18 protein-coding genes and 1 tRNA gene are annotated in these 19432 nt (G+C 59.1%); 18 read left to right on the top strand and 1 reads right to left on the bottom strand.

The genetic code is table 11. From position 1 onward, the window contains the following. Positions 1–19 precede the first annotated feature (19 nt). The 13 genes from ACPV0M_RS05170 (at position 20) to ACPV0M_RS05110 (ending at position 14008) form a co-directional block, all read left to right on the top strand. Positions 20–1999 carry a glycoside hydrolase family 15 protein gene (locus ACPV0M_RS05170; RefSeq protein ID WP_425621888.1) on the top strand — a complete coding sequence of 660 codons (1980 nt, stop codon included), beginning with the start codon at positions 20–22 and terminating at the stop codon, positions 1997–1999. A 24-nt stretch (positions 2000–2023) separates the two neighbouring features. After that, positions 2024–2443 (top strand): CoA-binding protein, encoded by a 420-nt coding sequence (locus tag ACPV0M_RS05165; protein ID WP_425621887.1) that lies wholly within the window; start codon positions 2024–2026, stop codon positions 2441–2443. Between the two features lies 1 nt (position 2444). Continuing rightward, positions 2445–2903, top strand: coding sequence for a tRNA (uridine(34)/cytosine(34)/5-carboxymethylaminomethyluridine(34)-2'-O)-methyltransferase TrmL (gene trmL / locus ACPV0M_RS05160; RefSeq protein ID WP_425621886.1), 459 nt, complete (start codon positions 2445–2447; stop codon positions 2901–2903). 76 nt (positions 2904–2979) lie between these two features. After that, positions 2980–6384, top strand: a complete 3405-nt coding sequence (locus ACPV0M_RS05155; protein WP_425621885.1) for a DNA polymerase III subunit alpha — start codon at positions 2980–2982, stop codon at positions 6382–6384. A gap of 121 nt (positions 6385–6505) precedes the next feature. Continuing rightward, positions 6506–6733 carry a trp RNA-binding attenuation protein MtrB gene (mtrB, locus tag ACPV0M_RS05150; RefSeq protein WP_425621884.1) on the top strand — a complete coding sequence of 76 codons (228 nt, stop codon included), beginning with the start codon at positions 6506–6508 and terminating at the stop codon, positions 6731–6733. A 138-nt stretch (positions 6734–6871) separates the two neighbouring features. After that, positions 6872–7060, top strand: a complete 189-nt coding sequence (locus ACPV0M_RS05145; RefSeq protein WP_425621883.1) for a glutamate decarboxylase — start codon at positions 6872–6874, stop codon at positions 7058–7060. A gap of 20 nt (positions 7061–7080) precedes the next feature. Beyond that, a complete protein-coding gene (accD, locus tag ACPV0M_RS05140; RefSeq protein WP_425621882.1) occupies positions 7081–7923 on the top strand; it encodes an acetyl-CoA carboxylase, carboxyltransferase subunit beta in 843 nt (280 codons plus the stop codon). 4 nt (positions 7924–7927) lie between these two features. Further along, on the top strand, positions 7928–8875 hold the full coding sequence (locus ACPV0M_RS05135; protein WP_425621881.1) for an acetyl-CoA carboxylase carboxyltransferase subunit alpha: 948 nt from the start codon (positions 7928–7930) through the stop codon (positions 8873–8875). A 50-nt stretch (positions 8876–8925) separates the two neighbouring features. Further along, a complete protein-coding gene (pfkA, locus tag ACPV0M_RS05130; RefSeq protein ID WP_425621880.1) occupies positions 8926–9888 on the top strand; it encodes a 6-phosphofructokinase in 963 nt (320 codons plus the stop codon). A 39-nt stretch (positions 9889–9927) separates the two neighbouring features. Then, positions 9928–11676, top strand: coding sequence for a pyruvate kinase (gene pyk, locus ACPV0M_RS05125; protein WP_425621879.1), 1749 nt, complete (start codon positions 9928–9930; stop codon positions 11674–11676). Positions 11677–11767: 91 nt separating this feature from the next. Beyond that, positions 11768–12373 carry a DedA family protein gene (locus ACPV0M_RS05120; protein WP_425621878.1) on the top strand — a complete coding sequence of 202 codons (606 nt, stop codon included), beginning with the start codon at positions 11768–11770 and terminating at the stop codon, positions 12371–12373. Positions 12374–12473: 100 nt separating this feature from the next. Continuing rightward, positions 12474–13658, top strand: a complete 1185-nt coding sequence (locus tag ACPV0M_RS05115; RefSeq protein WP_425622132.1) for a cofactor-independent phosphoglycerate mutase — start codon at positions 12474–12476, stop codon at positions 13656–13658. Between the two features lie 47 nt (positions 13659–13705). Beyond that, positions 13706–14008 (top strand): hypothetical protein, encoded by a 303-nt coding sequence (locus ACPV0M_RS05110; RefSeq protein ID WP_425621877.1) that lies wholly within the window; start codon positions 13706–13708, stop codon positions 14006–14008. Positions 14009–14307: 299 nt separating this feature from the next. Here ACPV0M_RS05110 and ACPV0M_RS05105 read toward each other — a convergent pair. After that, positions 14308–14395: transfer RNA gene (locus ACPV0M_RS05105), tRNA-Leu, on the bottom strand. A gap of 459 nt (positions 14396–14854) precedes the next feature. Between ACPV0M_RS05105 and rny the strand changes: the two genes are divergently transcribed. The 5 genes from rny (at position 14855) to ACPV0M_RS05080 (ending at position 19416) form a co-directional block, all read left to right on the top strand. Beyond that, on the top strand, positions 14855–16393 hold the full coding sequence (gene rny / locus ACPV0M_RS05100; RefSeq protein ID WP_425621876.1) for a ribonuclease Y: 1539 nt from the start codon (positions 14855–14857) through the stop codon (positions 16391–16393). Between the two features lie 16 nt (positions 16394–16409). Then, positions 16410–17195, top strand: a complete 786-nt coding sequence (locus ACPV0M_RS05095) for a TIGR00282 family metallophosphoesterase (RefSeq protein ID WP_425621875.1) — start codon at positions 16410–16412, stop codon at positions 17193–17195. Positions 17196–17329: 134 nt separating this feature from the next. Then, complete coding sequence (locus tag ACPV0M_RS05090; RefSeq protein ID WP_425621874.1) at positions 17330–17590, top strand: stage V sporulation protein S; 261 nt, start codon at positions 17330–17332, stop codon at positions 17588–17590. A 110-nt stretch (positions 17591–17700) separates the two neighbouring features. After that, positions 17701–18594 (top strand): dipeptidase, encoded by an 894-nt coding sequence (locus ACPV0M_RS05085; RefSeq protein ID WP_425622131.1) that lies wholly within the window; start codon positions 17701–17703, stop codon positions 18592–18594. 9 nt (positions 18595–18603) lie between these two features. Next, the gene (locus ACPV0M_RS05080; protein ID WP_425621873.1) at positions 18604–19416 is read left to right on the top strand and encodes a PHP domain-containing protein; all 813 of its coding nucleotides are present in this window, start codon (positions 18604–18606) and stop codon (positions 19414–19416) included. The last annotated feature ends 16 nt before the right edge of the window (positions 19417–19432 follow it).

Genomic DNA, 19432 nt, shown 5'->3' with positions numbered 1-19432 from the left:
CTTATTGGGAGGATTTAACTTGACCCGCCATCTCGTCCTGGGAAACGGCAACCTGCTGCTTAATTTTGATGAAAGTATTTACCTGCGTGACCTTTACTACCCGTATGTAGGCATGGAGAATCACATCGGGGGGCACCGCAGCGCTATCGGATTCTGGGTCAACGGGCAGTTTTCATGGCTCCACAGCGCGGAGTGGACCAAAGATTTGGGCTACAAGGACCAGTCGCTTGTAGGCCTGATCGAGGCGACAAATCGCAGGCTGTCCCTGAAGATCAAAGCGGAAGCTGCGGTGCACTATCGATTGAACGTCTTTTTGCTCCTGCTGCGTTTGAACAATCTAAGCGACAGCGAGCAGGAGACGCGCGTTTTCTTTTATAACGATATGTACCTGGGCGGAAACGACGTCGGCGACACGGCTCTTTACGATCCGCAGACCCGGGCGATGTATCACTACAAACGCAACTATTACTTCTTGATCAACGGCCGTTCCCGGCGGGGCGGCATCTACCAGTACAATGTCCAGAAGCGCCTTCAGGGCGCCAGCGGCCGTTCGGATGCGGAGGACGGGTGGTTGAACGGCAACGCGATCGACCAGGGTTCGGTGGACTCCTCGCTAAGCGTGCGCCTTTTTACCCCGCCCGGCGCGACGGAGGAAGAGGTTTACTTTTGGATCGCCGCAGGGGATGACTTGGCCGAGGTCCGCCGTTTGAACGATTATGTGCTGGAGCACGACCCGGGCGTGATGATACGGGAGACCGAGACTTACTGGCGCAACTGGGTCAGCTCGGCCTGCCTGCCGGTGCACCACCTTCCGCGCGAGGTGGCCCGGACGGCCTCGCTGAGCTTTCTGATTACAAGAAGCCAGATCGATAATCGCGGAGGCATATTGGCGGCCAATGATACGGATATTCTGGAAACCAACCGCGACCACTACTCCTATGTCTGGCCCAGGGACGGGGCGCTCGTGGCCTACGCCCTCGACCAGGCCGGTTTCGGCGATGTCACGGCGGCCTTCTTTGAATTCTCGGCCCGCGTCTTGAATGAAGGGGGCTACTTCCAGCACAAGTACAACCCCGACGGGACGCCCGGATCGAGCTGGCATCCCTGGGTTGAGGACGGGGCTCTGCAGTTGCCCATTCAAGAAGACGAAACCGGGCTCGTCGTCTGGGCCCTCTGGGAACACTACCGGCGGCACCGCAAATTCGAGCACCTCGCCCGGCTTTACCCCGTCCTGGTCAAGCCGGCGGCGGACTTTATGTCCGAGTACCGGGACCCCCTGACCGGTCTGCCTATGGAAAGCTACGACCTCTGGGAGGAACGGCGGGGGATCTTTACCTTCACGACCTCGACAGTCTGCGCCGGCTTGAACGCCGCTGCCAATATCGCCGCGCTCCTGGGGGACGAAAGGTCGGAGTATACGTGGCGCCGGGCGGCATTGGAGGTTAAACAGGCGTTGCTGCGCTACCTTTTCAGTCCCGAACTCGGGCGCTTCCTGAGAGGGCTCCGGCGCGACCCGAACGGCGGGCTGGTTGCCGACAACACCCTGGACGCGAGCCTTTGGGGGGTTGTGGGGCTGGGGGTTTTGGAGCCGTCCTCACCCCAGGTCGAGGGGACAATGCAGAGCATTGTCAGGGATCTTTGGGTGAAGACCGAGGTCGGCGGCGTTGCCCGCTACGTGAACGATTTCTATTTCAAACGCAGCGACGACCTGGCGAACGTGCCCGGGAATCCCTGGATCATCTGTACCCTCTGGGTTGCCGACTGGTACGTGAAGAAGGCGCAGACGGAAGCCGACCTGGCCCCGGCGCTCGATATCCTGGAGTGGGTCTGCCGTTACCGGATGCCGACGGGGCTGCTGTCCGAGCAACTGCACCCTTATACGGGCGAGCCCCTGTCCGTGGCGCCGCTGACATGGTCCCACGCCACCTTTTGCCAGGTCGTCGCGGCATACCTGAAAAAGCTGGCCGCTTTCAGGAAGGAATGTCCGCCCTGTAAATAGAAAAAAAATTGCAGGAGGGTCAACGTGCACAGCAACCCTGAAGACGAAGTAATCAAAAACCTGCTTAAAGAGGCCAGGACCATCGCCGTGGTCGGGCTTTCTCCGAAACCGCACCGCGACAGTTTCAAGGTGGCCGCTTACATGCAGGCTAGCGGATACAGGATCATCCCCGTGCATCCCAACGCCCGGGAAGTGTTGGGGGAGAAAGTTTACCGCAGCCTGGCCGAGATACCGGAGAAGGTGGATATCGTAAACGTCTTCCGCCGCAGCGACCAGGTTGTGCCTGTGGTCGTGGATGCCGTCGGTCTAAAACCGAAAGCAGTCTGGCTGCAGGTCGGCATCACCAGCGAGGAAGGCGCGGCCATCGCCAAAGAGCATGGGATCGACATGATCATGGACCGGTGTTTGATGCTTGAGCACAAGCGCCTCTGCACCAACTGCTAAGATGCACGTCGTGCTGGTTGAGCCTGAGATTCCCCAGAACACGGGCAACGTGGCCCGCACGTGCGCCGTTACCGGAACGACCCTGCACCTGGTGCACCCCCTGGGCTTCTCGACCGCCGACCGCTATTTGAAGCGGGCCGGCCTGGATTACTGGAAATCAGTGCCGGTCGTGCATCACGCAAGCCTGTCCGAGCTGCTGGCGCTGATAGTGCAGCGTCCTTTTTACCTGCTGACCACGCGCGGGCGGCTGGCTTACCACGAGGTCCGCTACGAGCCGGAATGCTTTCTGGTATTCGGCAAAGAAACAGCGGGCCTTCCTCAAGAACTCGTTTCTTCATATCCCGAACGCTGCGTCCGTATCCCCATGCTTAACGACCAGCGCTCCCTCAACCTTTCCAACACCGTAGCCATTGTGCTTTACGAGGCTTTGCGCCAGCAGGGCTTCCCAGGCATGGCGTAGGGTAGGCGGCAGGAAATACCAGCCCGCGCCAAGAACATAGTCGTTAACTATCCTCTTATCGGAGTGTGTTGTTGGTTTGTCCAGCTTTGTACACCTGCACTGTCACACCGAATACAGCCTCTTGGACGGCGCGGCCCGCATCCCGGACCTGGTCCGGTCGGCGCGCGAGCTCGGCATGACCAGCCTGGCCATTACCGATCACGGAGCCATGTTCGGGGTAATCGATTTTTACAACGCTTGCCGCAAGGAAGAGATCAAGCCGGTTTTGGGCTGCGAGGTTTACGTCGCCACCCGGACCATGCAGGACAAGCAGGCCGGGGTCGACGACAAGCAATACCACCTCGTGCTGCTCGCCGAAAACGATGAGGGTTACAAAAATCTGCTGCGGCTCGTGTCCTTGGGATACACCGAGGGTTTCTATTACAAACCGCGGGTCGATAAAGACCTTTTGTACCGCTACAATAAAGGGCTGATCGCCCTCAGCGGCTGTCTGGCGGGAGAAATCGCCCATTTCGCCATGCAGGGTGAAATGGAGAAGGCGAGGGCCGCGGCCGGGGAGTACCGGGACATCTTTGGGGACGCCTTTTTCCTGGAACTCCAGGACCACGGGCTTAAAGAGCAGGGTCCTGTGAACCGGGCCCTGGTCGACATCGGACGGCAATTGGGCATACCCGTGGTGGCCACCAACGACGTGCACTACGTCAAAAAAGCCGACGCGGAAATCCACGATATCCTGCTCTGTATTCAGACGGGGAAGACGGTGCTGGACAACCAGCGCATGCGCTTTGATTCGCAGGAGTTCTTCCTTAAGAGCCCCGAGGAGATGGCCGCCATCTTCGGCGAGATTCCCTCCTCGCTGACCAACACCGCTCTTATCGCCGAGCGTTGCCAGGTCAACCTTGAGTCCGGGAAACTCCACCTCCCGGAGTACAGGGTCCCGGACGGGTATAACGTGGATTCGTACCTTCGCGAGCTCTGTTATCGGGGTGCCCGCGAGCGTTACGGCGAGGTCGCCGATGAGGTGGCGGCGAGGATCGATTTTGAGTTGGGCGTTATCAGCCAGATGGGCTTCAGCGGCTATTTTCTGATTGTGTGGGACTTCATCCACTACGCCCGGCAAAAAGGCGTCCTGGTGGGACCGGGGCGGGGTTCCGCGGCGGGGAGCATCGTGTCTTACTGCCTGGGTATAACCAACCTCGATCCGCTGCCTTACGGCCTGCTTTTTGAAAGGTTTCTCAACCCCGAGCGGGTTTCTATGCCGGACATCGACATCGACTTCTGCTTTGAGCGGCGCCAGGAGGTTATCGACTACGTATTTGACCGGTACGGGCGCGACAGGGTGGCCCAGATCATCACCTTCGGTACGATGGCGGCCCGGGCCGCCGTGCGGGACGTCGGGCGGGCCCTCGGTATGCCGTATGCGGAGGTGGACCGGGTAGCCAAGCTGATCCCCCCGGAACTGGGGATGACCATCGACAAGGCGCTGCAAACCCAGGAACTGGCCAGGCTCTACGAGGGGGACGAGCAGGTCGCCAAGCTGATCGACGTCGCCCGCGCGCTGGAAGGGATGCCCCGCCATGCCTCGATTCACGCGGCCGGGGTGGTCATCGCCAAGGAGACGCTCACGAACTATCTCCCGCTATACCGGACCTCCGACGGTGTCATCGCCACGCAGTTCGCCAAGGAGACCGTCGAGAAGCTCGGCCTGCTCAAAATGGACCTCCTGGGGTTGAGGACGCTGACCGTCATCGGTGAAGCGGTAAACCTGATCCGCGAGACGCGAGGAACAACACTGGACATGGACGCTCTCCCCCTGGATGACCCGGCGACCTACGATTTGCTGGGACGGGGAGAGACCATCGGCGTGTTCCAGCTTGAATCCAGCGGCATGCGCGCCATCTTGCGGGATTTGCGGCCGGAGGCCTTCGAAGACGTCATCGCCCTGGTGGCCCTGTACAGGCCGGGGCCGCTGGGCAGCGGAATGGTGGACGACTTCATCCAGCGCAAACACGGTGTCAAGGAAGTAATCTACCTGCATCCGCTGCTGCAGCCCATCCTCAAGGACACTTACGGCGTCATCCTTTACCAGGAGCAGGTAATGCGCATCGCCAGCGACATGGCCGGCTTCACGCTGGGCGAGGCCGACCTGTTGCGGCGCGCGATGGGCAAGAAGAAGCCCGAGATCATTGCCGGTTTGCGTTCCAGGTTCGTTGAAGGCGCCGTCAAAAAGGGCGTCAACCCGTCGGTCGCCGGGCAGGTTTTCGACTTGATGGAGTACTTTGCCGGCTACGGGTTCAACAAGTCGCACAGCGCGGCGTACGCCCTGATCGCTTACCAGACGGCCTATTTAAAGGCCAATTACCCGGCCGAGTTTATGGCGGCCTTGCTGACTTCCGTTAAGGACCACACCGATAAAGTCAGCGTCTACGTCGAAGAGTGCCGCCGCCTGGAAATCGACGTTCTCCCGCCCGACGTCAACGAGAGCCGTGAGAACTTCACCATCGCCGGGGGCAAGATCCGTTTCGGGCTGGCCGCCATCAAGAACGTGGGCCTGGGAGCCGTTCAGGCCATTATCGAAGCCAGGGAAAAGGGCGGGCCTTTCAAATCGCTTGTGGATTTCTTGGAGCGGGTTGACGGGCGGCTGATCAATAAGCGGGCGATGGAAAGCCTGATCAAGGCGGGAGCCTTCGGGTCCCTGGGGGCGTACCGGTCGCAACTGCTGGCCGTCTTGGATCAGGCCCTGGAGATCGCCCACAAGGCCCAAAAAGAAAAAGATTCAGGGCAGATGAGCCTTTTTGGCGGCTTTGATGAACCGGGGGCGTCATACGAGGTGGCGCTGCCCAGGATGACGGAACTGCCCCGGCGGGAACTGCTGGCATTGGAGAAAGAGACTATGGGCCTTTATATTTCGGGGCACCCCTTGTCCCAGTACCGCCACCTTTTACGCTCGGTTTCGTCGGCAAACTGCCACGAGGTCGCGGAGATGACGGCCGGCAAGCAGGTGATTCTGGGGGGCCTGCTGACCGGGTTGAAGCGGATCACCACCAAGAAAGGCGAGCCGATGGCTTTCTTCACCCTTGAGGACCTTACCGGACGGGTGGAGGTCGTCGTTTTTCCGCGTGTCTTTGAACAGGCCCGACTGCTTCTTGGCCCCGACGCCGCCGTTTTGGTAACCGGCACGGTGGCGGCGAACGGCGATGAAAAGAAGATCCTTGCCGACAGTATCACTTCTCTTGACCAAGGGGCCGAAGTCCGTATCACGATCACGGACGCGGAGCAGGCTAAACTGGACGAGGCGATAAGCCTGCTCAGGAGATATGTCGGTCCCAGCCAGGTCCGGATCGTCCGTGTCGGGGGCGACCCCGGCCGGAGAATGAAAGAGGAATTCAGCGTAGACCTCGCCACCCCGGTGATCGGCAAGCTGAAGGAACTGCTTGGTTCGCACCGCGTGCAGGTCCGCTGGCGCGCCCTCGGCTTTTAACCCGGCATTCAGCCCACTGTGTATAAAGGGTTAGGGATGCTGAGTGCCGGGCGGGTTTGCTTGTCAAGTCCTTTATGGCTGTGTTACGATACTTTAAAAATCCTGACAAGGGGTGTAAGATTTGACAGATTCGTGGGCCGCTGAGTACATCATCATCAAGGCCTTGGAGAATGGGGTTACCATTATGGGACTTACCCGCGGTAAAGACACCAAGTTCCATCATACCGAAAAGCTCGACCGCGGTGAGGTTATGGTCGCTCAATTTACCGAGCATACGGCGGCCATCAAGGTGCGCGGCAAGGCCGAGATACTGACCAGGCACGGTTCCCTGCGCACCGATGACGTCTAGGAAGAATTATATCCTTTTCGGTATCCGGAGGCATGGGAGCGGGTATACTATTTTTGGTCATGGAAGCAGTTATTGGTAAGTAACTGATTTCTTCTCTTCCAAGCACGTTTTCCGAAGGCTTCACGGGGGGCTTCCGCTGTGTGGACCGTTGTCTATATCGCTCTTGATGAACCTGAGGCTAAAAGAATAAGGGATGGTCTTACTCAGGAAGGCCTGCTCGTCAAGCTCCGGACTTGCAAACCGGACAACGACGGCGCCAGCTCCATTGAAATCCTTGTACCCCTAGGGGAAGCAGACGAGGCCTTAGAGATAATCAACGCGCTTTAGCGCCCCGGGAGAGGGTAACCATGGTTTTTGACTTGTTCAAGCGCCCCAAGTATTTCACGGTCAAGCCGGACCAGAAGCGGGAGATTCCCGAAGGTCTCTGGATAAAATGCCCTGACTGTAGCGAGATCCTGTATACCAAGGACCTTGAACGCAACCTCAAGGTCTGCCGGAAATGCAACCATCATTTCAGGCTTACCGCCCGTGAACGCATCGCCATTACTGTTGATGACGAGTTTAAGGAATTCGGCGCTGAGCTTGACCCCGTCGACATTCTGCAGTTCCCCGGATACGCGGAGAAACTGGCGGCAGCGCAGGAAGCTACCGGCTTGAAGGATGCCGTCATTACCGGCGAGGGGGCCATCGGCGGGTATCCCTGCATCGTTGCGGCCATGGAACCCAATTTTGTCATGGGCAGCATGGGCGTCGTCGTGGGGGATAAAATCGCCCTGGCGATAGAAAGGGCGATTGACAAGAGGCTGCCTGTCGTCATTTTTTCGGCTTCGGGCGGGGCACGCATGCAGGAAGGCATCCTGTCTCTCATGCAGATGGCCAAGACAGCCGCCGCCCTTGCCCGCCTCGATCAAGCGGGCCTGCTTTATGTCTCGGTGCTTACCGACCCCACCATGGGCGGCGTCAGCGCGAGCTTCGGTTTTCTGGGGGACGTCATTCTGGCCGAACCCGGAACCCTGATCGGCTTCGCCGGGCCGCGGGTGATCGAGCAGACCATCCGCCAGAAGCTCCCCGAGGGGTTTCAGACAGCGGAGTTCCTTAGAGATCACGGGTTCATCGACAAGGTTGTGCCGCGGTCCGCGATGAAGGAAACCCTGGTCAGGATCCTCAGTCTGCACCAACGGGAGGAGTAACTTAGTGCCGACCGTTTTTGACTTTGAAAAACCGGTATTCGAACTGGAAAGCAAGATCGAAGAGCTTAAGGCTTTCGCCGCTGAAAAAGATTTGAATCTGGACAGCGAGATCGCCACCCTGCAAAAAAGGGTGGAGGAACTCAAAGAGTCCGTTTACGGGAACCTCACACCTTGGCAGAAGGTGTTGATCGCCCGGCATCCCGAAAGGCCCTCCGCCATCGACTACATCAACCATCTTTGCAGCGATTTCATCGAGTTGCACGGCGACAGGCTGTTTGGCGACGACGCCGCGGTGGTCGCGGGCATCGCCCGGCTGAATGGTTATCTAGTTACCGTACTCGGCCACCAGAAAGGCAAGGGAACGAAGGACAATCTCGCCCGGAACTTTGGGATGCCCCACCCCGAGGGGCTGCGCAAGGGCCTTCGCCTCATGCGCCAGGCCGAGAAATTCGGCCGTCCCATCGTGTGTTTTATCGACACGCCCGGGGCTTATTGCGGGATCGGGGCCGAGGAACGGGGACAGGCCGAGGCTATTGCCAAAAATATTATGGTAATGAGTACCCTAAGAGTACCAATAATAGTGATAGTCATCGGCGAAGGCGGCAGCGGCGGGGCGCTGGCCTTGGGCGTGGGCGACCGTCTCCTGATACAGGAGCACGCTGTCTTCTCGGTCAGCTCGCCGGAGGCCTGCGCCAGCATTATCTGGAAGGACGCGGGCCGGGCCAGGGACGCTGCGGAAGTGCTGAAGCTGACGGCGCAGGACTTGAAGAGACTCGGCGTCGTCGACGAAATCATTCCCGAGCCTCTCGGGGGGGCGCACCGCGACGTGCAACGCGCGGTTGATTTGCTCCGCGAGGCTGTTTGCCGCCATCTCGGCGAACTTAAGACCCTGCCGGCGGATGAATTGGTCGAAAGCAGATATAGAAAGCTACGCGGTTTAGGTTACCTCTAGGGCGCTGCAGTCCGTACCCGTCAGCAGCGCCGTAGGAAGGAGCACCGGATGTGCAACGTATAGGCGTGCTGACAAGCGGTGGAGACGCCCCGGGAATGAACGCTGCCGTGCGCGCGGTCGTGCGCAAGGCTATTTACCACGGCATGGAAGTCATCGGGATCAAGAGAGGCTTTGCGGGGTTCGTGGAGGCCGAGATGGAGCCGCTTAACCTGGGTTCGGTGGCCGACATTATCCATCGCGGCGGGACAGTCCTCCGCACGGCGCGCTCGGAAGAGTTCATGACCCGTGAAGGACGCGCCCGGGCCTACGATAATGTCGATCGCTTCGGGATCCAGGGATTGGTGGTTATCGGCGGTGACGGCTCTTTTATGGGAGCCAAGCTTTTTCAAGAGGAATACGGGCTGCCCGTCGTGTGCGTGCCCGCCACCATTGACAACGATATCGCCGGGACGGACTGGTGCATCGGGTTCGACACCGCGGTCAACAACGTGGTTTCGGCCATCAACAAGATCAGGGATACGGCTACATCGCACGAGCGCACCTTTATCGTGGAAGTGATGGGCCGGAATTCCGGCTTCATTGCCCTGCAGGCGGGACTTGCCGGCGGGGCCGAATCCATCCTCATCCCGGAACTGCCTTTCAGCATCGAGGAAGTCTGTGAACGTCTGATGCGCGGGTACAGGCGCGGCAAGCTGCACAGCGTGATCGTCGTCGCCGAGGGCGCGGCGAGCGGCGTGGAGGTTGGCCGGCAGATCAAGGAACGGACCGGCTTCGATACCAAGGTGACCATCCTGGGGCACATCCAGAGGGGCGGCACGCCTACGGCTTTGGACCGGATTTTGGGCAGCCGCTACGGGGCCCGCGCCGTGGAACTGCTGGCCGAAGGCGCCAAGAAAACGGCGGTGGGCAGCGCAGCGGGCAGGATAACCCACTATGACCTCGAGCGGGCACTGCGCGACCGCAAGGAGATAGACCTGGAAACCTACCGTTTGGCAGGCATTCTTTCTATCTGAGGCAAGGCGATGCGCGGCGCGCGAAAAGGGGGCAGAAGCTTGCGCCATACCAAGATCGTCTGTACCATCGGCCCGGCCAGTGAATCGCCGGAAACGCTGAAGAAGATGATTCTGGCCGGGATGAACGTGGCCCGCCTGAACTTTTCCCACGGAAGTTACGAAGAGCACCGGCGGCGCATCGAAACCGTCCGTACCGCCGCCGGGGAACTGCATAGAAACGTGGCGATTCTGCTGGACCTTAAGGGTCCCAAGATCAGGGTCGGAGACCTGGCGAGCCCGCTGCACCTCAAAGCAGGGGAGCGAGTCACCCTGACCGTTGAACAGGCCGACGGCACGGCAACGCGCATTCCCGTCAACTACCCCCCGTTGCCCCGCGAGGTGTCCTCCGGCTATACCATCCTCCTCGCCGACGGCCTCATTGCCCTCAAGGTTCTTGCCACCACCGAGACTGACGTCCACTGCGAAGTGTTGAACGACGGGGTGCTGACCAGCCGCAAGGGACTCAACCTTCCCGGCGTAAGGACCAGCATCGAAGCGGTAACCGAGAAGGATGTCGCCGACATCCGCTTCGGCGTTTCCCTGGACGTCGACTATGTCGCCGCGTCCTTCGTGCGGCGAGCCGACGACATCCTCGCTGTCCGGCGGGTCCTGGAGGAGGAGCAGTCCGACGCTCTCATCATCGCCAAGATCGAGACCTGGGAGGCCATAAGCAACCTCGATGAGATCATCCAGGTCTCCGACGGGATTATGGTGGCCCGCGGCGACCTCGGCCTGGAGATCAACGCCGAGGAGGTGCCCCTTGTCCAGAAACGGATTATCAGAGACTGCAACAGGGTCGGCAAACCGGTGATCACCGCCACGCAAATGCTTGAATCGATGGTCCACAACCCCAGGCCTACAAGGGCCGAGGCCAGTGACGTCGCCAACGCCATCCTTGACGGCACCGACGCGGTGATGCTTTCGGCCGAGACGGCGGTAGGGGAGTACCCGGTTGAGGCCGTGGCAACGATGGCCCGCATCGCAGCTCGTGTCGAGGAAGCCCTTCCTTACGACGAAATACTGGACAGGAACAGAGTGGCGGCGCGCGGAACAGTTACCGACGCCATTGCCTACGGGACCTGCACCACCGCTGCCGACCTGGGAGCGGCCGCCATCGTGACCGCAACCCAGTCGGGTTATACGGCCCGCATGGTAGCCAGGTATCGCCCCCCCTGCCCCATCGTGGCGGTGACGCCCAGCCAAAAAGTGCTGCGCCAGATGGCCCTGGTATGGGGCGTGCACCCCCTGCTGGTCCGCGAGATTTCCGATACCGACACGATGATCGCGGCTTCGATTCAGGCCGCCCTTGACGCGCAATTTATCAAAGGCGGGGACCTGGTGGTTATTACGGCCGGCGTTCCTGTTAGTGTTTCCGGCACGACCAACCTGATCAAGGTGCATACCGTGGGGACCGTCCTTGCCAGGGGGACAGGCATCGGTTCACGGGCGGTCAGCGGCACGGTCCGCATTGCCAGGAGCGCCGCCGAGGCCGAAGCGAAGGTCAATCCGGGAGACATCCTTGTTGCCGCTTCTACGGACCGTGATTACGTGCCGGTCATCCAGCGGGCCGGGGCCGTGGTTACGGAGGAGGGCGGGCTTACGTCGCACGCGGCCATCGTCGGGCTACAGTTCGGGCGGCCGGTGATTGTGGGTGTCGAGGGGGCGACATCCATCCTGACCGACGGCGAAACAATAACCATCGACAGCCAGCGGGGCTTGATCTACAGCGGGATTGCCAAGGTTTTATAAGGACAGACACGCTAAATGGTCGGTATGGCAGTAATATGGAGGATGGCAGGCGCCCGCACCAGGGCATCATAGGTTCAGGAGGGAGACCTGTTTGGAATTTGTCCTGACCTATCTGACCACCCTGGGACTCGGCGGGATCGCCGTGGCCATGGTAATGGAAGCGCTCGGCGTGCCCGGTTTCCCCGGCGGGATTCTCATTATCCTGGCGGGTTTTCTTATTAATCAGGGAACGTTTGATTTTTACTCGGCCCTCGGTGCGTCCTTCGTCGGGTATACCATCGGTTCCGTGGCCGCCTACTTCATCGGCCGGAACATGGGCGGGCCGGTCTTCAACCGCCTGGCCAAATACCTTAACATTACGCCCGAAAAGCTTCTTGCCGCGCATGCCGCTCCGGCCAAGGCTGCGGGTCTGTTCGTTCTTTTGGGAAGGTTTGTGCCGGGGCTGGGCAACCTTACGCCTTACCTGGCCGGACTGGCACAACTGGAGCTGGGCTGGTTCCTTTTCTACAACTCCTTTTTCGCCCTCACCTGGGCGGCGCTCTACCTGTCCATCGGGATGTTCTTCGGACATAACTGGCCCCTCATCCTCGATTTTGTAAGGCCCCGTATCGTCGGCCTTTCCGTCCTCGGCCTCCTGCTGGGCGTCTCCATCTATCTCCTGCGCAGGGAACGGCTGAAATTTCGGGTATTGCGGTAAAAGGAACAGCTGTTTCGGGCTAGAACTCATGCTCTGATCAGCATCGGGAGGTAGAACTGTGAAAGCCAGAAGCAGATACGTAATTGTCCTGGGGGACGGGATGGCCGATACGCCTCGTCCGGAGCTCGGAGGCCTGACTCCTTTGCAGTACGCCGGCACCCCGCACATGGACCGGGTTGCCGCAAGCGGCGTGATGGGACTGGTGCGCACCGTTCCGGAAGGGCTGCCGCCGGGGAGCGACGTGGCCAACCTTTCCGTTATGGGCTATGACCCGCTGCGATACTATACCGGCCGCTCGCCCCTCGAAGCGGTCAGCATGGGGGTGGAACTGGGCGCGGCCGACATCGCCTTTCGCTGCAACCTGGTGACCCTGTCGGCCGGCGAGCCGTATAGAGCCAAGACCATGGTGGACTACAGCGCCGGGGAGATCTCCGCGGAAGAAGCCCGAGAGCTGATTCGGGCCGTCGACGAGCAGCTGGGCGGCGACAAGATCCGTTTTTACCCGGGCATCAGTTATCGCCACCTCATGGTTTGGGCGGACGGCCCCGCAGGAAGCAGGCTTACGCCGCCGCATGACATCTCCGGACGGCTGATTGCGGATTACCTTCCCGACGGCGACGGCCGCGAGGAGCTCCGCGATCTCATGTACAGGAGCTGGGAGATCCTCAGCAGGCATCCGGTGAACCTGGCCAGGGTCGCGCGCGGTTTGCGCCCGGCCAATTCCATCTGGTTCTGGGGGCAGGGAAAGAAGCCGCTGCTCCCGCCTTTTACCGAAACATACGGGCTGAGCGGAGCGGTGATCTCCGCCGTTGACCTGATCAAAGGGATCGGCATTTGCGCCGGAATGGAAGTGATAGAGGTGCCGGGGGCCACCGGCAACATCCACACCAATTTCCGCGGCAAAGCTTTAGCTGCCCTGGAAGCGCTGGCGCGCGGGGTGGAGTTCGTCTACGTGCACGTCGAAGCCCCCGACGAAGCCGGGCACCAGGGTGATACGCAGTTGAAGGTGCAGGCTATCGAAGCGGTCGACCGCCTGGTTCTCGGGGAGATTCTCAAAGGCCTGGAGGAGTACCCCTCCTACCGGGTGATGGTTCTGCCCGATCACCCCACCCCGATAAGCATCCGCACCCACTCCTCCGACCCGGTGCCCTTCGCCTTCGCCGTTGATGCGGTGGTTCCTGACGGGAGGACCGTCAGGCCGTACAGCGAAGAGGCGGCCCTGGCGGCAAACCTGTTCCTCCCCGACGGAATGGGCCTGATGCGGCGGTTTCTGGGCATAGAATAGTCCCTGCCCGGGGCATTCTTAGTGGCAAAAGCTTGGGGGTGTTCGGGATGGAGATGGTCAGGGTGCAGCACTTGGCGGAACGGAAGAACAACTACCCGGTCAATGCCCAGGACTACTGCGTCGGCCAGGCCGAGGACGGGCGGTGGTTCTTCACCTGGGGGTACCGGTGGCCGTCCGGCGGGCTTGTCCCCGGCGAGGACGTCGAACATGGCCAGAACGGCATCCACTGGCACGCCGGCGAGCAGGAAGCGCTTGATGACATGAACGAGGCCATAATGTATTTCGACGCCGACGACGGGGGCTACAACCCCTATGAGCAGAACGACCTTTACTGGCCGGAAGCGTACTAAATCAAACAGAGGTAAAAACGGTAAGGGCCCGGTGTTCCCGGGCCCTTGTGCGTCCCCTTGGAACAGTCTCCCGACTATCCCTCGGCAGATCGCATCTTCTTAAGCTCATTGTAACCAGTTGATTGTTAAATGGTCAACAAAATTTTGAGGCTTTTTTCACAATGCTTTTTTATAAAGACTATTACGACGTGAATTTGTGAGCATGAGGGCAGATATTTTTCCGGATTAAAATGACATAAGGGTTCCAGCGATGGATAGAGTTTATTAAACAAGAAAAGCCCCGCAGGGCTTAATTTCACTGGTGCCGAAGGTGGGAGTCGAACCCACACGGGTTTAGGGCCCGCCGGATTTTGAGTCCGGTGCGTCTGCCAGTTCCGCCACTTCGGCATCGATGCTATTATAACATCCGGATTTGTGCTCGGGCAAGAGCTGAGAGGAGATAGGCACCGGCTTCGGCAGTGCCTGAATTTCGTAGGTAAAAAGCTGTCAAAAAGACGGCTCCCCGACACTTTTGGCACAGGGCTTTCAATGTTTAGGCCGGGTAATATCATGGCAATACTGGAGAAAAGAGTCATAAATCCAAGCAATAATAAATTGCTTGTGTGTACATAGCTTGACAGTGCCCTTGGTCCTCTATAAAATATCTTTGGGAGAAAATAGAATTGGCATCTTGACCATTATTGGTTTTTTATAGATCGCAAATCCAATATGGGCGGGAACCGAAGAAAAGACGGCGTTTCTTCGGGTTCTCTAGTGTCAATTCGTTTTCGACCGAGGTTTCCTCGGTTTTTTTGTTATGTGAGAAAAAGCAACAAGAAACAAGAAACAAGGAGGTGAGTAGCAGCAATGCCCCAAAACACTGTCATTATCGCTCTGATAGCAGCTGCCGTCTTTTTCACGCTGGGATACCTGGTGCGCAAGTTTATGGCTGAGTCCAAAATCGGTGCAGCTGAAGTAAAGGCCCAGCTCATTTTGGAAGAGGCGTCGAGAGAAGCCGAGAATAAGAAGAGAGAGGCGCTGGTGGGAGCCAAGGAAGAGGTCCTGCGGCTTCGCAACGAGGTCGAACGGGAACACCGGGAACGGCGTTCGGAGCTGCAGAGGCTGGAAAGGCGTCTTCTGCAGAAGGAAGAAACCCTCGACCGCAAACTAGAGGGCGTTGAGAAGAAAGAAGAGAACCTTTCCCGCAAGGAAGCGGAGCTAGGCGCCTTGAAGGAAGAGCTCAATCGCGTTTTACAGCAGGAGGTTCAGGAGCTCGAAAGGATTTCCGGGCTAAGCAAGGAAGAGGCTAAAACGATCCTGTTGCGTGACGTGGAAAAGGAGATGCAGCAGGAGATCGCGGTTTTGATCAAAGAACTGGAGAACAAGGCCCGGGACGAGGCGGACCGGAAAGCCAAGGAGATCATTTCCCTGGCTATTCAGAGGTGTGCCGCCGACCACGTGGCCGAGTCAACGGTGGCCGTCATTCCCCTGCCCAATGATGAAATGAAGGGACGTATCATTGGCCGTGAGGGGCGGAATATCCGGGCGTTTGAAACGCTGACCGGGATAGACCTGATTATCGACGATACTCCGGAAGCGGTTATCCTTTCCGGTTTTGATCCCATTCGCCGCGAGACCGCCAGGATGGCCCTGGAGAAGCTGATCGCGGACGGCCGTATCCATCCGGCGCGCATCGAGGAAATGGTGGAAAAGGCCAAGAAGGAAATCGAGGTCCAACTTCGCGAAGCGGGAGAACAGGCGGCCTTTGACGCTAATGTGCACGGCCTGCACCCCGATCTGATCAGGCTGCTGGGGCGGTTGAAGTACCGTACCAGTTACGGCCAGAACGTGCTTAAACACTCGGTGGAGGTGGCCTACCTGGCCGGCCTTATGGCCGCCGAGCTGGGGGTCGACGCCAAGATCGCCAGGCGGGCGGGACTTCTGCACGATATCGGCAAGTCCGTGGACCACGAAATGGAAGGACCGCACGTGGCCATCGGCGTGGAACTGGCGAAGAAGTACAAGGAGCACCCCGAGATCATTCACGCTATCGCCGCTCATCACGGGGATGAGGAACCCAAGACGATCGAGGCCGTCCTGGTTCAGGCCGCCGACGCGATATCGGCCGCAAGGCCGGGGGCGCGCCGCGAAACGCTGGAATCCTATATCAAACGGCTTACCAAGCTGGAGGAGATTGCGAATTCTTTCCCGGGCGTCGATAAGGCCTTTGCCATTCAGGCCGGACGGGAAATCCGCATCATGGTCAAACCCGACAAGGTTGACGACCTGGGGGCGGTGCGCCTGGTAAGGGAAATCGCGCGCAAGGTTGAAAACGAGCTCGAGTATCCGGGTCAGATCAAGGTTGTTATTATTCGCGAGACCCGCGTGGTTGAGTACGCCAAATAGATGATGGGGGATATCCTTGGTTCGCCTACTTTTTATCGGTGATATCGTTGGTCGCCCCGGACGACGGGCCGTCAAGGAGTTTTTACCGCGGCTCGTGTCCCGGCTCGACGTCGAATTCGTGATCGCCAACGGCGAAAACGCCGCCGGTGGCAACGGGCTGACCGGGGAAGTCGCTCAGGAGCTTTTCGGCTACGGCATCAACGTACTCACGATGGGGAATCACGTTTGGGACAAGAAAGAAATCCTCAACTTTATCGAGGAAGAACCCAGGATTATCCGTCCCGCCAATTATCCTCCGGGCACGCCGGGGGTGGGTTACGGAGTGTTCAGCACGAAGCGCGGCGCGAAGGTTGCCGTGGGCAACCTTTCGGGCCGCGTCTTCATGCCTGACCTGGACTGCCCCTTCCGCAAGGCCGATGCAATACTGGCGGAAATGGCCAGGTATACGGCCGTTGCCGTTATCGACTTCCATGCCGAGGCCACATCGGAGAAGTGCGCCTTGGGCTGGTATCTCGACGGTCGCGCCAGTTGTGTCGTCGGGACGCATACGCACGTGCAAACGGCGGACGAGAGGATTTTGCCGGGGGGAACGGGGTACATTACCGATTTGGGGATGACCGGTCCCCGGGATTCGGTCATCGGGGTTAAACGCGAGCTGGTCATCGACAGGTTTTTGACCCAGCTCCCCGCGCGTTTTGAGGTCGCCGGGGGACCTGTTCAGTTTAACGGTTTGGTGGTGGATATTGACCAGTCGTCAGGAAAGGCCGTAAATGTTTACCGCATCAACGAGCAAAGTCCCTAAAAAACTGTAAATCCTAAGTTTACGCACAAATATTTAAATTTTTCCATTTTGGTAAAAGGAATTTTATGGGCTTCGGCGAATAGACTTTCCCAGAAGCTGACGTAGCATTGGATGTCTTCGAGGGAGGTCACAGGATGGATGTTTTAAAGGTTTCAGCAAAATCCAATCCAAACTCTGTTGCCGGAGCCCTGGCCGGTGTGTTGCGGGAAAGGGGCAGCGCTGAGTTGCAGGCCATCGGCGCGGGCGCCATAAACCAGGCTGTTAAGGCAATAGCAATTGCGAGAGGTTTTGTGGCTCCAAGCGGTATGGATCTGATTTGTATCCCAGCTTTTACCGACATCGTCATTGATGGTGAAGAGCGGACGGCCATCAAATTGATCGTGGAACCGCGATAATTAGGAGTGGTTCTTTGTTTTCCGACTCAGCTGACGGGGTGCGACAGGCGCATGCGTTCCACCACGGCAGTGTAGTTGTTGATGCCCACTGTGACACCCTTATCAACCTTTTGGAAGGCACACGACAGTTTGCAGAGCAACAGCATTTAGGTCACCTTGATCTTCCCAGGCTGCGCCGGGGCGGGGTCAAGGTGCAGTTTTTTGCGGCCTTTGTCCACCCCCGCTTCCGCTGCCGCGCCATGAACAGGGTGCTGGAGATTATAGACGCTTTTTATGAAAAGCTTTTGCCCACTCCCGGGGTGGCCCACGTCACAGCCTTCCGTCACGTCCTTGACGCCCTTGCGGAAAACAAACTGGCTTGTCTGCTAGCCGTTGAAGGGGGGGAAGCCCTGGAAGGCAGCCTGGCCAACCTTCGTATCCTGCATCGTTTGGGGGTGCGCGCGCTGACCCTGACATGGAACGGGCGCAACGAAATCGGCGACGGAGTCGGGGAGGGCCTACGCGCCGGCGGTCTGTCAAACTTCGGACGGCAGGTTGTGGCCGAAATGAACAGGCTTGGGATGATCGTCGACGTGTCTCACCTGGCGGAAGCCGGCTTTTGGGACGTTGTGCGCACTTCCGCCAAGCCTTTCATGGCCTCTCATTCCAACAGCAAGGAACTTTGCGACCACCCCCGCAACCTTTCCGACGAGCAGATCCGCGCCGTAGCGGGCGCCGGCGGCGTAATCGGCCTGACCTTTGTCCCTGATTTTATCGATAAGCATAAACCTTGCCTGGAGAGGCTCTTGGACCACGCCGACCACCTCGTTAAGGTCGGCGGTGAGGACTGCCTGGGCCTGGGTTCCGATTTTGACGGTTTCGAGGAGGCGCTGGAGGGCCTGGAAGACGTCTCACGCCTGGAGCTTTTTACGCAGGGGCTTTTCAGGCGGGGCTACAAAACGTCTGCAGTTGAAAAAATACTAGGGGGCAACTTCATGCGCCTGATTAAGGACACCCTGGGGTAGATGCTGACCTTGAGTGTTGATTTGCACGTTCACACCACCGCTTCGGACGGAAGCGAGGAGCCCAAGGAGGTCGTAAGGCAGGCTGCGCTCTTGGGACTCCGGGCCGTAGCCATTACCGACCATGACACGGTCCGGGGCGTCGAGGAAGGGCTGAGCTTCGGCACGGCCTACAGCGTCGAGGTGGTGCCGGGGGTTGAGATCAACACCGATTTCAACGCCCGGGAAGCGCACGTCCTTGGTTACTATGTGGACTTCAAGAATCAAGCATTTCTTGAAAGACTGAACAGCCTGGCGAATACGCGGACGATACGCATCGAGAAAATGGTGGCCAGGTTGCAGTCGATAGGTTTGCCGATAACAATGGCCGACGTTTTGCGCGAGGCCGGAGACGGAACGCTGGGGCGGCCCCACGTCGCCGCTTCGTTGGTGCGTCTCGGCATTGTCGCCAGCGCCGACGAGGCCTTCGAGCGGTTTATCGGCCGCAACCGGCCCGGGTATGTCCCAAGATCGAAGTTCGCGCCGCAGGAAGCGGTGGAACTGATCCTGGAGGCGGGCGGCGTTCCCGTCCTTGCCCATCCGGGAACGGTCGGCGACGACCGGATCATTGAATGCCTGATGGAGGCCGGCCTTAAGGGCCTTGAGGTTTACCATCCGGATCACGACGAAAAGATGGTCGAGCACTACCTGGCGATAGCCAGGAGTCTCGAACTTCTTGTTACGGGGGGGTCCGACTATCACGGGCGGGGCTATCACGCCTGCCTGGGAGGGGTCACCGTGCCCTATTCGGTTGTAAAAGCCTTGCAGCAAGCCCGCCAAGTCTAAACAAACGCCCTGCGGC

This window comes from Desulfosceptrum tomskiensis (assembly GCF_049818055.1).
GTDB lineage: Bacteria > Bacillota > Desulfotomaculia > Desulfotomaculales > JASEER01 > JBFLVT01.
The sequence above is the reverse complement of the archived record's forward strand: the minus strand, read 5'-3'. Positions and strand labels throughout refer to the sequence as shown.

Excerpts from the sequence above, each read along its gene's own strand:
- rny (WP_425621876.1), top strand. The coding sequence starts at position 14,855 with ATGCCCCAAAACACTGTCATTATCGCTCTGATAGCAGCTGCCGTCTTT.
- trmL (WP_425621886.1), top strand. The coding sequence starts at position 2,445 with ATGCACGTCGTGCTGGTTGAGCCTGAGATTCCCCAGAACACGGGCAAC.
- ACPV0M_RS05110 (WP_425621877.1), top strand. The coding sequence starts at position 13,706 with ATGGAGATGGTCAGGGTGCAGCACTTGGCGGAACGGAAGAACAACTAC.
- accD (WP_425621882.1), top strand. The coding sequence starts at position 7,081 with ATGGTTTTTGACTTGTTCAAGCGCCCCAAGTATTTCACGGTCAAGCCG.
- ACPV0M_RS05090 (WP_425621874.1), top strand. The coding sequence starts at position 17,330 with ATGGATGTTTTAAAGGTTTCAGCAAAATCCAATCCAAACTCTGTTGCC.
- ACPV0M_RS05115 (WP_425622132.1), top strand. The coding sequence starts at position 12,474 with ATGGCCGATACGCCTCGTCCGGAGCTCGGAGGCCTGACTCCTTTGCAG.